This window comes from Geovibrio sp. ADMFC3, from assembly GCF_054687035.1.
This window is the reverse complement of the sequence record NZ_BAAFZG010000002.1, coordinates 2,569,011-2,582,471: the sequence shown is the minus strand read 5'-3', so window position 1 is coordinate 2,582,471 and position 13,461 is coordinate 2,569,011. Positions and strand designations below refer to the sequence as shown.

The window sequence follows — 13,461 nt, the reverse complement described above, 5'->3', positions numbered from 1 at the left end:
GGACTTTACCGTGAACTACATACTTACCTTAGCCGGATTCTCTCAATCTATCTCCATAAGCGCCTCACAGATACTGCTTGGAGTAATGATAATCAGCTCGTTCTGGTTTATTTATAAAGAAGGTGATTTTGAGATCTTCAAAACAAGACTCTTCGTCTGCTTCTGTCTGCTTTATGCCGCTGTTGGGCTGTCGCTGCTTTTTACCAACCCGACACCGGATATCACAAAAAACGTTAAAATCTTCTGGGGCATGACTTACCTTTTCACGGCAATTCTGTTGGTTACTGATAAAACCAAGCTGAGGCTGATAATGAACTCTATTGTGGCAGGAGGAGCTTTTGCCGCCTCTTATGCAATAATACAGTATTTTTTGTTTGATTCTGAGCGAGCCATAGGCTTCATGACCCATGCACTCACCTTTGGCAACTCTATTGTAATGATAGCAGTTCTGTGCCTCTTTACAATTACCGAAAACAGATTTGAAAGCAGGAGTGAAAAAATCTTTTTTTATACAGCACTTCCTCTACTTATCATCTCTCTTGTTTTATCCGGCTCAAGAGGACCGATACTTGCTCTTCCCATGACAGCGGCAATTCTTCTTATAATCAAATTCAGATTCAAAGGACTAGCCTACGCATGCATTCTGGGAGCGGCAGTAATTGCCGCCATAGCCTTCACACCTTCAATAAATGAACGTTTTTCCAGAATCATTTCAGATGAATACAAAGTCTCGAGCAGTTCTATTGGGACAAGAATTGTTTTATGGAAAACTTCCCTGAAAATCATCAGAGACAACCCTGTGTTCGGTATTGGTTACGGCAATTTCAGAAAAACAGTTAACAAATACACAGACAAGACGCTTGCCTCAAAGGCACATGCCCACAACTCTTTTCTTCAGCAGGCAGTGTCATACGGCCTGACCGGTCTGACTGCCCTTATGATTTTTTTCGGAGTTTTATGGCAGGAGATTATGAAAACAGTGAAACGAAAGATACCCTATTCCTACGGTGTTTTAGCTGCCTTTATAGCGTTTCTTATATGCGGACTCACAGAAAACAATCTTGGAGATTCGGAAGTGGCAATGCTTATGTGGCTGCTTTCAGGAAGTGTCATAGGAATTATGTTTAACGGAGATTCCGCTTAAGCCTGATAATCCTTTCGTATGAATGTTCGATGGACGGCAGGTTTATTCTGCCGTCTGCCACAGCTTTTTTTATTATATCTGCCGCCTTTTCAGGGAACTCAGAATCGTTAAAAAAGAAGTTGGAATAAACCAGAACATCCGCCCCCGCATTTACAGCATTTACAACAACTTCCTCAAGGGAATAGTTATCTCTCACAGCACCCATCTGCAGGTCATCAGTAAAAACTACACCCTCATATCCAAGCTCTTTTCTAAGTATATCAATATGTTTTTTTGACAGAGTGGCAGGATACACAGGATCAATATCTGAATTAAATACATGAGCCGTCATTATAGAAGGAGCAAGCCCCTTATTAATCAGAATCCTAAAAGGATCAAGCTCCTTTCTGCTCCAGGTGTTTGTAACATCGGTAAATCCGAGATGAGAATCTGCAAGCGCACTTCCGTGACCGGGAAAATGTTTTATGGAAGTAATTACTCCTGCTCTATTATGTGCTTTAACGAACTCTTCAGCGTAAAGCACAACTTGGTCAACTTTACCGGAAAAGCTTCTGCCAAGTTTCCCTATTACAGGGGAATCCGGGTTGACATCCAGATCGGCAGAAGGTGCGAAATTAACATTGAATCCTGCTTCGGCTATATCTTTTGCCATATTTAAATACTGCCTGTACGCTTTCTCAGGAGAAAGTTTCGCAGCCGTTTCTTTCTGAGAAGGGTAGCTTCTGAAACCTTTTTCCGCAACAAGCCTCTGCACTTTCCCGCCTTCCTGATCAACTGCCGTAAAAAGTACAGGTCGTTTTTTACCCGCTGCTATCTTGAGTTCTTTATTAAATTTTTTGACCTGTTCAGGGCTTTCTATGTTGTATTTATAAAGGATCACGCCGCCAATTTTACCCTGTTCTATCTGTTTCTTAACAACAGAAATACCTTCCGGCGAAGTATCTTTAATACCGACCATGATCATCTGCCCGATCATTGCAGACAACTCTTCTGCATAACAATTGCTGAATAGAAAAAAAACAAAACTGAGAGTAATTAATACTTTGCGAAACATAGATTTAATATTAGCCTCAATGGGAAAAAACAGCAATAAAGCAATTCTGATTTAATTGGTAAAATGACCTTTGTCCTCAAGCCCGCTTTGATTATTATCAGGCTTATGGTAATATTCTTTAATTCAATAACCAAGGGGTTTAACATGAAAAAACTGGCAGTATTTCTAGGTATCCTGCTGCTCACGCTTTCTTTAGCGGGATGCGGCGGAAGCAATCTCTTTGAAGATGTTGCGGACGACAGCAGCAGCGAAGCAAAAGAGTTTGACGCCATCCGCGCTCTGGATGAAGGGGACTATGACGAGGTCATAGCTTATTATCTCGGCAAATCAAGCCTTGATCCCAAACAGCAGGTTTATCTTGCGTCCGCCTATCTGGGCAAAGTCAATGTGGATTTCATCAACCTTATCGAAGTTGCAGATTCTGATCTTGAAACATTCGATATTATCGCCTCAATATTCGGCGCTGATGAAGTCCTTGCGGCTGCAACACCCGTAACAGGAAAAGTACGAGCAAAAGCCGCTCTCACCATTGAGCAATATGAAGAAGCCATCCTGGCGGCGTTCAATGTCCTTGATGAAGCATCAACCGACAAGGATGTAAGAACAATGAAGGGTGTTTTGGGTGCAATGGACATCACGATTCTTGTGGCAAAAACAGTCATGGATGTTGCAGACGAAGATTCCCTCACTCTTTCCGAAGAAGGAATCAGAACAGCTCTTAACGGAGCGGCTGTAACTGAAAGTGATGTAATAAACAACGCCAGCGAAGAACAGACATCTCTGGCGGCTAACACACGTATTAACAGAAACCTCACCGCAATTGCAGACGCAATTGAAGTTTTTTCAAGCATCAAAGGCGGGGATACCAGTGATATTAAGGAAGATTTTGAAGACTTCCTGAATGATCTGGATCATGATAACAACCAGGTATATGACGCCGGCGATATTGCAGACTACATTAACTTCGTAATAGTGGGGGTAGTATAATGAAAAAGCTGGTCATTCTTTTAGCAATCCTGATACTCCCCTCTGTGCTTTTTGCTGCGTCTCTGGAGTATCCCTCCATAGTACGCTCCACAAAAGCTCTGGGAATGGGCGATGCCTATTACGCAATGGGTGAGGATCAATATACAATGTTCTACAACCCCGCAGGGCTTGCCAGAATAGACAATTCCAGATGGAGCATCATCAGCCTTCAGCTTGGAGCAAATAATAACCTCATGGATAATAAAAACGCATACAGCGACACAGACTGGGATGATGAAGCCGAAGTGGCTGACTTTCTCCGTGATATAATCGGAGATTATCAGAACTTTAACGGAACATTCTTCCCCGCCTACTACAGAAAGAACTTTTCTCTGGGCGTATTCGCCAGCGCACAGGTTACAGGTATTGCAAGAAACAAAATGTTTCCGGAACTTGATACTGACGCAGTGATAGACTACGGAATAATCGGCGGAATATCCCGTTCATTCATGAGTGACAGGCTTGATGTTGGTGTCAGTGTAATCCTTATGAACAGAAGCAGCCTCAGTGAAACCTACTCCGTGGCTGATATAGCCAGTGACGAATTTGATGAAATAATCGAAGATGATCTGGAAGACGGAACAGGGCTTCTTGCAAACGTTGGCGTTATCTACAACATAACGCCCAAAAACACCTCCAATCTCCGTGTGGGCGCAGCAGTAAACAATATCGGCACAACAGATATGGGCGATGCTGAAGACCTTGAGACAACAGTGAATCTCTCTGTTGCTTACTCTCCCACATTCGGATCTATATCAACCGACTTTGTGGCAGATTTCAGAGATGTCCTCATGGCAAATGATCAGGACAGTGATATTCCCAAAAGAATCAACCTCGGCGCACAGGCAACATGGAAAGCCCTCGCTGTAAGAACAGGTCTCCATCAGGGATATTTCACAATGGGGCTCGGACTGGATCTCCGCTATGTTACTCTTGATTACGCTTACTATCAGGAAGAAATGGGCGCTTACTCCGGTCAGCTTGAGGACGAAAGACACGTCCTGACCTTAAGCCTCGGCTTCTAAAATAAAAGAATCACAAAAAATTCAGAAGGGACGGTGTTTTCCGTCCCTTTTCTCATTGTTGTATATCATAGTTTTTCAGTTTCCGGTACAGTGTTGCAATGCCTATACCAAGTTTTTCAGCAGCCAGTTTCCTGTTTCCTTTTACAGTTTCGAGGGTCTTTTCTATAGCGATTTTCTCAATATCTGCAAGGGTGCTTAAGTTAATTCCGTTATACCCGCTGCTGTCCGCTAAAGAAATCTCAGGGGGCAGATCTGCGGCACTCACAAGTTTTGAATCACACAAAACAGCAGCTCTTTGAACTGCGTTCTGAAGTTCACGGACATTTCCCGGCCAGTTATATCTTAAAAGCACTTCTGCGGCAGCGGGGGAAAAACCTGTGACATTGGTTTTCATTTCTGCTGAAGCCTGCTTCAAAAAGAAATGAGCCAGAGGCAGTATGTCTTCGCTGCGCTGATGAAGAGGGGGAATATTGAGTTCAATGACTCTCAGCCTGTAATAAAGGTCTTTTCTGAACGCACCTTTTTCTATCTCTGTTTCAAGACATCTGTTGGTTGCTGAAATTATCCTTACATTTATTTTTCTTGTTTTATTCTCGCCAAGCCTCCTGATCTCTTTTTCCTGAAGTACACGAAGCAGTTTCACCTGCATACTGGGAGAGGTTTCACCTATTTCATCAAGAAACAAAGTCCCTCCTTCTGCTTCTTCAAAAAGCCCTTTATGATCTCTGTCAGCACCGGTAAACGCACCTTTGGCATGCCCGAACAGCTCATTTTCCAGAAGAGAATCGCTGAATGCTCCGCAATTTACCGCAATAAAAGGGCAGGCAGCACACGGTGAGTTGTTATGAATATACCGCGCCAGAACCTCTTTGCCTGAACCGCTGTCACCGACAATCAAAACAGGTGAAACAACTTTAGCGGTACGCTCGGCAAGGTTGATAATATCCTGCATCTTTTTGCTTCTGATGACCATTCCTTCGACAGCATATTTTTTCAACTCAAGATTTTGCAGATGCATTTGTGTTTTTTTAAGCTTTTTTTCTGTACTGCATATTCGGTTGGTAAGCTCACCAAGTATATCGTTGATTGAATCCATTCCGTAGAACGGGAGCTGTTCCTGAAGTCTGTCTCCCCATTTATCAGCGAATCTTCCTTCAATCTCACAGTGTTCATCCCCCTTGCCTACGCATTTTGTTTCAATAAAATAAACATCACGTCCATGCTTAAATGACTCGTACCCGCTGGCAAAACCTGTCAGTGTCCAGCAAACAGGTTCATCTGATTTTCCAAAGTGCATAATATGCTGCTCCGCTTCATGAGAATCTTGAATTACGGAGTGAATAAGCGGTTTATCACCCTTGCCGTCCGTCTGTTCGAGCATAGTAGTTATGAAGAGACCGAGAATAATATGCAGATGTGCCCCGCCAATCGGGCTGTTGAGTAACCGGGGAAATTTTTCTTTAAGCATTTCTGCCGTTCTCCACCCGTGAGCATAACCGTATCTGGTAAAAACGTTTTTTGCGCCGTATTTACCAAAAATCTGTATAATTTCTTTTCGGAGAAGTCCCTTGGATATACAGTCGTCGATAAGAACCCTCTGGTTCATGAAATAAATGATCTTACTCTCAGGATCCACTTTCAGCAGATCGTCAATTTTCAGGTTATAGGCATCTGTTTTCAAATTACATACATCCATAAAGTTTATCCTCAATAAAACAATCAAATATAAACACTGTATCATTTCTCATGATACAATCGCAACCAAAACTTATCATGTTGATAGATACAGCTATCAAAATGATAGTCGCATAAAGACATATACAAATAAATAGCTTATTTACAAATATGTTATCCTCTATCATTATTTTGGCACATTATATGCTTTACAAAATACAAGTTTATTAGCTCATAAACCATTTTATGAGCTAACACACTAACGGCATCTGCATGTTTAATTTTTATTAAACGTGACGGGAAAAATGTTTTCCCAATATCACATATTTTAAGGAGAGTCAGATGGACGAAAAAACAAAATTATCAAGACGTAATTTTATTAAAACCGGTATCGCCGGTGCGGCGGCGGCAGTAACAGCAGTCAGCCTCCCAGGCATTGCCTCTGCAGACACAGCAGCAGGGCATCCGCTTCCTAACGAATGCACACAATGGAGCTGGGAAAAACCCGTTAAGGCTATCCCAGAAAAGCAGATCAAGAAGACTGTCAAATCAGATGTAGTCGTCATAGGAGCCGGGCTTGCAGGTATAACAGCCGCACTTTCCGCAGCGGAGTTCGGCGCTTCTGTCCAGCTTATTGAAAAAAATAACACATGGGCTGCCAGAGGCGGTCATATAACAGCATTTGACAGTAAAATACAGAAACGTCTCGGAATCAAAAACAACTACAGACAAGTCATACGTGATTGGATTGCATGGGCTCAGGGGCGTATGGATGAAAGGCTTTTATGGAGTTTTGCTGAAAAAAGCGGCGCATGCATGGACTGGGCTGTGGCTATAGGCGAAAAATACGGACTTAAAGTAACTATGTGGGAAGGCTATTACAAAGGACCTGACTATACTGAATATCCTGTAACTCACTTTTTCCATGAAGAAGACGCTGATTTATCATATGTTTACGGCAATTCAAAGGGAATAGGCAATGTTACCTTAGTTCCTGCTCTCGAAAAAGAAGCAAAATCAAAAGGAGTGGCTTTCAACTACGGAACACCTGCGGTACAGATACTTAAAGGGTCAGACGGCAGAGTAAACGGAGTTATCGCCGGCAAACCCGGCAAATACACCAAATTTATTGCCCCCAGTGTCATCATAGCAACCGGTGATTACGCTTCAAATGACGAAATGAAGAGATGCTACTCTCCGTTTTCGCTTAAAGCTGATGCACAGATATATTTCCCCAATAAATGCAACACAGGTGATGGACATATAATGGCGATGCAGGTTGGCGGTGCGATGCAGAGGCATGAACCCCACGGCGCAACAGTGCATCTGGAAGCCGGAGCCGCCAGCTACGGTTTTCTTCATGTTAACGCTTTGGGCAACCGATTCAAAAACGAAGATGTCAACACACAGTCAAAAAGCTGCTCAAAAGAACTGGAACCGGGCGGAATAGCTTGGACAATATACGACCGTGACGGTCTCACACAGGTTAAAAAACAGGTTGATGCCAACCTTGCAGGAGGGCTTTTCTACGGGCAGATGTGGCAGCCATGGGGCAACGGATTTAATCTGGAAGTTGAGAAAATGACTCAGGAAGCCCACATAAAAGACGGTAAGGTTGTGACCGCAAGCTCCATAGAAGAACTTGCCTCCAAAATGAACGTACCTGTCGAAAACCTTATTAAGACTGTCAGCAGGTATAATGAACTTTATAAAATGCAGGATGATGTGGATTTCGGTAAAAGAAAAGAACTTCTTACACCAATCATTAATCCTCCGTTTTATGCAGGCAAGCTTTTCAGTACGCTTCTCACAATGTCCGGAGGTGTCAGAACAGACAGCAATCTGCTGGTTCTTGATGCAGAAGGAAACCCCATACAGGGGCTGTATGTTGCGGGTTCTGCCGGAGGTGAATTTTTTGCCAATGACTATCCCACAATCTGCCCCGGAATCAACCACGGCAGATGCCTCACCTTTGGAAGAATGGCAGGTATAAAAGCTGCCGGTAAAGATCCCTACAAAATCATACCTTCTATAAAAATCTAAGGGCGGAAGATGCTGAAACAGAAGCTGTTTTTTCCTCCATTAATACTGCTCCCGATTCTTCTTGCGGCGGGGCTTGCCTTTGCAGAAGGCAGCTCCGCATGCGGAGATAAATGCCACATAATTAAACCTTATACAGAAGGAGTCAAAGACGGCAAACTTCTTGTAAGCAAACACTTTGAGGCAGGAATCGGATGTACGGAGTGCCACGAATACTCTGATGAGACCCGTAAAAATGAAGAGGAAATGTATAAAAACGGAGAATATGAGGAACCCATGTACACACGGGAATACGAACCTGATTTCTGCTTCAGATGCCATGAAAGCTACCAAGCCATACGTAAACGCACTGAAGGCTTCATGGAAAAATGGGGTCGCAACCCGCACGAATCCCATATGGGTGAGATAGGCTGCTATGAATGCCATAAGGTGCATCAGGCATCCGTTTTTGTATGTGCGGAATGTCATCATGCAAAATGGGAAGAGCGGCTTCCCGCAGGCTGGAAAATAAAATAAAGGAGAACCGTATGCTTAAAAAGCTGTTTATTATATTCATACTTTCATTTGCAGGGCTTGCACATGCTCAGGATTACTCACTGGGTTCAGAGGGAATAAAAGCAGGAACGGCTCCCGGTCCGGGATTTTATTATCTGATGTACAACAACTATTACACATCTGACAAATCTATGGACAAAAACGGGAACGAACAGGACATTGATTTTGAAATTTCCACTTTTGCCAACGTACACAGGTTTGTGTATGTGACAGAAAAGAAAATACTCGGCGCATACTACGGGATGAATATCATTATTCCCCTTGTATATGCAGATTTGAGCATCGGCGCTGCCGGAGTGGATGAGGATGATACGGATCTTGGAGATATAATTGTTGAGCCTATGTTTCTCTCATGGCGCGAGGAGCGCTTTGAAGCAGTTTTGGGAACTGCCCTTTTCCTGCCAACAGGAAGCTATGACAAAAGCAGTCCTTTGAATATAGGAAAAGACCACTACACATTTATGCTTACGCTGGGCGCAACATATTATCCTGATCCGGAAAGAGAGTGGTCACTCTCTGTTCTCAGCCGTTATGAGAAGCACTTTGAGAATAATGACACCGATGTAACATACGGTGATGATTTAAATATTGAATGGGGAATAGCAAAAGCTGTAACTCCTAAAATTGAGATCGGGCTCGCCGGTTATGCTCACTGGCAAATTACGGACGACAAGGGGAATGATGCCTCGTGGGACAAAAGCGTCCATGACAGAATTTTCGGTATAGGACCGGAGGTGGACATATTCTCCGAAGCACTTGGAGCCATATTTAAATGTAAGCTTTACAGAGAATTTGAAGCACAGGACACAACAGAAGGAACATCAGCCTGGCTGACACTGGTAAAACCCTTGTAGCTGCTTCTGTACGACAAAAGGGGCGGTGTATCCGCCCCTTAGCTTTATTAATCTACAGACACTGCTTATCTATAAAAGTAACGGCTTCATCAACAATGCTCTTGAGAACATCTTCCTTTGTTCCCTTCTTAAGGTCTCTCATTATGTACGTTTCCCTTAAAAATGCACCCTTGCCACTGAAAAGCCTCACACTCACCTCAACATTACCCGTGCCGGAATTAACAAGACTGTCAGTAAAAACCGGATCAGAATACTCAACAAGAACAACACGGATTATAATGTCACTGTTCTCGCCCTCATAACCCTCTTTAACATTAAGAGCCTTGAATCTGTCAGCTATGTCTTGTGTGAGGGTATCCTGAAACTGTCTGCCGAAATCAACACCTGCACCCTGTGATGTGCTGTAGTCAGCAGGCATAATAAGGATATTTTTTGCCACTTTACACTCTTTCGGAGTGAGGCATGCACTGAGAAAAACCGCGCAGAAAGCGCAGAGAAGAACTTTTTTAATCATTGTTTCTGCTCCTTAAAGTCTATGCTTCGTCTTTATCCTGATGTTTCTTTGTTCCTTTGTAAAGTTCATATTCAAGCAGGCGGCATTCGATCTTTGAGTTAAAGAAAACCGTCTTTGAAGCCGTACGCAGACCAACATGTTTAGCCAGTTCCATATTTCCGGTAAAAATATATCCCTTGTAGCCCTGACAGCTGCTTTTGAAAAAATCTCCTATAGCTCCGTAAACAGATTCAAGCTGTTTTTCATCCCCCAGTCTTTTGCCGTATTCGGGATTAAGAATCACTGTTCCCCCGCCTTCCGGAACGGTACAGTCTCGGAAATCACAAAGCTGATAATCCAGATATTTTTCAACTCCGGCGTATCCTGCATTCTCTTCCACAGCTTTCAGACATCTTTCATCATGATCGGAAACGATTACCTGTCCTTTTATATCTTTTTTAACCACACGGAGAGCGTCATTGCGCATGTCGCTCCACTCCTTTTTGTTGAAACCGGTGATGTGCATGAAACCGAAATTGCGTCTTATAATTCCTCCTGCCATGTTCAGAGCGCTCATAAGCGCCTCAATGGCAAGGGTTCCGCTGCCGCACATCGGGTTGATGAAGTTATCTGTGCCTTTCCACCCTGTTTTCATAATAACAGCAGCAGCAAGGGTTTCAGTCATGGGAGCCATCATAGGATTATATCTGTAACCCCTTTTTGAAAGGGCTTCACCGGAGGTGTCGATATAAAGGGCGCACTCATCCTCTCTCCAGTGAAGAAAAAGAACAGCGGCGTTAAGTTCAGGTCCGGTATTAGGGCGTTTACCGAGTTTTGATGCCATCCTGTCCGCTATGGCATCTTTGCACCGGAGGTTCGCAAACCTTGTATCCCTTATATTATCATTGAGTACAGAGGAGGTTATGCTGAAATAACCTTTGGGATCAAGCATGTCCTCCCACGGAAGCTGTTTGACTTCTTTATAGAGTTCATCCGGTCCGGCAGCACGGAAACGGGCAAGCTGAAAAAGCACCCTGCTGCCTGTTCTCAGAAAGAGGTTAAGGCGCATGGCGTCTTTCATTGTGCCTTCTGTCTCAAGCCCTGCGGTGAGTTCGTTTTTTATACCGTAACCCAGAGCTTCAAGCTCTTCCTTAAGAAAGGGATTTATCCCTTTAGCGCAGGTCACGACAATTCTGCTTTTATTGCGGAATGCGTACATAGTAATTACACCTGTTGAAGAAAAAACGGATAATAGCATCCTAAAAAACTATAAACAAGAACAACCCGCAATGCTTCCTTGATGTGAGGAAAAAACCGCTTTATTATTGTCTCAACGTGGCGGAGGAGTTTATGAAACCTGAACACAGAATCCTTATTGTGGATGACGACCCTGTAAATCTCGATATTATGATGGAAATACTCGCTTCCGAATATTCCTGCGCTGCGGTGTCATCCGGTGAAGATGCTCTTAAAGCAGAAAAAAACTTCAAACCAGATATAATACTGCTGGATATAATGATGCCCGGAATGGACGGCTATGAAGTATGTCGGAGAATACGTGAAGGGGAAACCCACAGGTTTACCAAAATAATTCTTGTTTCAGGCAAATCAATGACGGAAGACAGGCTCAGGGGCTACGATGCCGGGGCGGATGACTATATCACAAAACCATTTAACGATGATGAGCTTCTGGCAAAGATCAAAGTATTTCTCAAGCTGAAACGCCTTGAGGAAGTGGATGCCGTTAAAAGAGATATAATAAATATATTCTCCCATGAGACAAGAACACCCCTTTCAGCAATAGTCGGTCCTGCGGAAATGCTTCTTGAAGATAAAGCTCTCGGAAAGGAAAACAGAGAACTGGCGGAACTGATCCTGCAGGGGGCAAAGCAAATTGCAGATCTTGTTCATAAAACCACAATGCTTTGCAGGCTGAAGTCCGGCTTCAGAATGAGAGTATCTGAATTCAAGGCATCCGAATGTATCAATGAAGCTGTTAAGAAAAAACTGCCCGAAGCCGAAGCAAAAAACATATCCATCAAAATATACAATGAACCGGATTTTCAGATAAGCGGAGACAGGGAAACTCTTGTGGAAGCCCTGACAATGCTCATTGAGAATGCGGTGATATACTCTGAAAAAGAATCACATATTAACATCAAAACAGCATGCGGAGATAAAGACACTGCATTTATTGTCGAAGACTGCGGTAAAGGACTGGAAAAAAATACAGAACAAATCTTTGATGACTTCAGAATAACTGACAGCCGCAGGCATATTAAAGGAATGGGGATAGGCTTGAGCATAGTCAAACATATAGCAGAAATACACGGCGGAAGTGTTGAAGCGGAGGACTCCCCTTGCGGAGGCGCTGTCTTCAGGATGTTCATACCTCACAGGGACGGTTTAAAATAAAAAATATAGAACAATACGGAGCTTTCTTTTTATTGTTTTTGCTTCTCGCTGCTGCGGGAACTCTCATGTTTTTTGCTGACGGCTTCACCCGCAGACCATTGGAAACACGCCATGAGAAAGACACAAAAATCAGCGCAGCGGAGAATATCCTTAACAATGAGCTTGATAACATTATAAACAGAATAAACTACATCCGCAGACAGGAAGACGAAAACCTGAACTTCAGACTAAAAAACAAGGCTGAAACAACCATGCAGTTTATTCAGAAAATGAAAAACGAGTATGGCGCCGAAAAGGGGGTGGAGATGTCTGTCTCTATCCTCGCCGCAGTAAACAGAGCAGACAGCGTGTTCAATCTTTATGTTCTTGCCCCCGACGGCAAAGCACACATTTTTCCCGCAGAACCTATGTATGAAAACTCGTCTTTTCTTGGCTTCAGAACGTCTGAAGGCGAAAACATCTTTGCCGAAATAGCCGCAAAGCCCGAAAGATTCACAAATAAATTTATAACCTACAGCCTAAGAGCAAGGCACGGCATGTCTCCTGAAAAAAAGAAAGCCTACGTAGTCTGCGACAGCAAAAGTGGAATTGTCACCATAGCTGAAGCTGATAATACAGAAGCTGAAAGACTTGCAAAAAGTAAGGTCAGAAACGATCTCTCAAACCTCTACATGCTTTATCCGGCTTACGGAAGAATAAATCTTTTTGAATCTATGGGCACATTTACGGGAAAAAGTTTTCTCAAAACTGTTCTTAATGAAGAGCTTGAAAGCACACCGGAAAATGACGGTCAAAAAAGTTCAGAATTTGCCCCGCTTATTTACAGCGGCAGGGAGATAATACTCCACACAAGGGAAGATCCGGTTTTCGGAAAATATTCCGAAGCTCTCACTGTTGTTAAAAAATATCCTGAGTGGAATTGGTATATCACAAAAAGCCGCTTTTTTGAATACGACGGCATACATATTGAAAAACCTGACGTAAGTCTCACAGCAACGAACAATCTTCAAAACGGTTATTTGATTTTAATAGTATTTTCTGCGATGGGGCTCTTCACCCTATACATACTAATAAAAAATTCAGGGTTTGTTCATAAAGCTTTATCGCCTGCGGAAAAAGAACTAACCGATCTGCACACCGTTAACTTCAGAATGGCTGAAAAAATAGATACCCCCGGGTAA

At 43.1% G+C, this 13,461-nt stretch carries 12 protein-coding genes; 8 read left to right on the top strand and 4 right to left on the bottom strand.

All coding sequences use genetic code 11. The features are described from left to right. Nucleotides 1–10: 10 nt before the first annotated feature. Nucleotides 11–1,144 (top strand): O-antigen ligase family protein, encoded by a 1,134-nt coding sequence (locus ACYRYY_RS12610; protein ID WP_460215957.1) that lies wholly within the window; start codon nt 11–13, stop codon nt 1,142–1,144. Here the strand turns inward: ACYRYY_RS12610 and ACYRYY_RS12605 are convergent. Next, nucleotides 1,125–2,120, bottom strand: a complete 996-nt coding sequence (locus ACYRYY_RS12605) for a glycoside hydrolase family 3 N-terminal domain-containing protein (protein ID WP_460215956.1) — start codon at nt 2,118–2,120, stop codon at nt 1,125–1,127. The genes ACYRYY_RS12610 and ACYRYY_RS12605 overlap by 20 nt on opposite strands. A gap of 222 nt (nt 2,121–2,342) precedes the next feature. Between ACYRYY_RS12605 and ACYRYY_RS12600 the strand changes: the two genes are divergently transcribed. Together ACYRYY_RS12600 and ACYRYY_RS12595 are read left to right on the top strand one after the other, a co-directional pair. Next, on the top strand, nt 2,343–3,185 hold the full coding sequence (locus ACYRYY_RS12600; RefSeq protein ID WP_460215955.1) for a hypothetical protein: 843 nt from the start codon (nt 2,343–2,345) through the stop codon (nt 3,183–3,185). Further along, the gene (locus ACYRYY_RS12595) at nt 3,185–4,249 is read left to right on the top strand and encodes a PorV/PorQ family protein (RefSeq protein WP_460215954.1); all 1,065 of its coding nucleotides are present in this window, start codon (nt 3,185–3,187) and stop codon (nt 4,247–4,249) included. The genes ACYRYY_RS12600 and ACYRYY_RS12595 overlap by 1 nt, the downstream gene beginning before the upstream one ends. A 52-nt stretch (nt 4,250–4,301) precedes the next feature. On the opposite strand, the gene ACYRYY_RS12590 is transcribed toward ACYRYY_RS12595, so the two are convergent. Continuing rightward, complete coding sequence (locus ACYRYY_RS12590; RefSeq protein ID WP_460215953.1) at nt 4,302–5,945, bottom strand: sigma 54-interacting transcriptional regulator; 1,644 nt, start codon at nt 5,943–5,945, stop codon at nt 4,302–4,304. 320 nt (nt 5,946–6,265) lie between these two features. Here ACYRYY_RS12590 and ACYRYY_RS12585 point away from each other — a divergent pair, with 320 nt between their 5' ends. The 3 genes from ACYRYY_RS12585 to ACYRYY_RS12575 are packed head-to-tail and all read left to right on the top strand — an operon-like array spanning nt 6,266 to nt 9,372. Then, nucleotides 6,266–7,966, top strand: a complete 1,701-nt coding sequence (locus ACYRYY_RS12585; protein WP_460215952.1) for an FAD-dependent oxidoreductase — start codon at nt 6,266–6,268, stop codon at nt 7,964–7,966. Nucleotides 7,967–7,975: 9 nt separating this feature from the next. Then, nucleotides 7,976–8,479: a cytochrome c3 family protein gene (locus ACYRYY_RS12580; RefSeq protein ID WP_460215951.1), complete on the top strand. Its 504-nt coding sequence runs from the start codon at nt 7,976–7,978 to the stop codon at nt 8,477–8,479. 11 nt (nt 8,480–8,490) lie between these two features. After that, on the top strand, nt 8,491–9,372 hold the full coding sequence (locus tag ACYRYY_RS12575) for a SphA family protein (protein ID WP_460215950.1): 882 nt from the start codon (nt 8,491–8,493) through the stop codon (nt 9,370–9,372). A 52-nt stretch (nt 9,373–9,424) separates the two neighbouring features. Here ACYRYY_RS12575 and ACYRYY_RS12570 read toward each other — a convergent pair whose 3' ends face one another. Together ACYRYY_RS12570 and ACYRYY_RS12565 are read right to left on the bottom strand one after the other, a co-directional pair. Beyond that, the gene (locus tag ACYRYY_RS12570; protein ID WP_460215949.1) at nt 9,425–9,886 is read right to left on the bottom strand and encodes a hypothetical protein; all 462 of its coding nucleotides are present in this window, start codon (nt 9,884–9,886) and stop codon (nt 9,425–9,427) included. A gap of 19 nt (nt 9,887–9,905) precedes the next feature. Then, nucleotides 9,906–11,084: a THUMP domain-containing class I SAM-dependent RNA methyltransferase gene (locus tag ACYRYY_RS12565; protein ID WP_460215948.1), complete on the bottom strand. Its 1,179-nt coding sequence runs from the start codon at nt 11,082–11,084 to the stop codon at nt 9,906–9,908. Nucleotides 11,085–11,215: 131 nt separating this feature from the next. On the opposite strand from ACYRYY_RS12565, the gene ACYRYY_RS12560 reads away from it, so the two are divergent. Both ACYRYY_RS12560 and ACYRYY_RS12555 read left to right on the top strand, forming a co-directional pair. After that, nucleotides 11,216–12,280: a hybrid sensor histidine kinase/response regulator gene (locus ACYRYY_RS12560; RefSeq protein ID WP_460215947.1), complete on the top strand. Its 1,065-nt coding sequence runs from the start codon at nt 11,216–11,218 to the stop codon at nt 12,278–12,280. 32 nt (nt 12,281–12,312) lie between these two features. Then, nucleotides 12,313–13,461 carry a cache domain-containing protein gene (locus ACYRYY_RS12555; protein ID WP_460215946.1) on the top strand — a complete coding sequence of 383 codons (1,149 nt, stop codon included), beginning with the start codon at nt 12,313–12,315 and terminating at the stop codon, nt 13,459–13,461.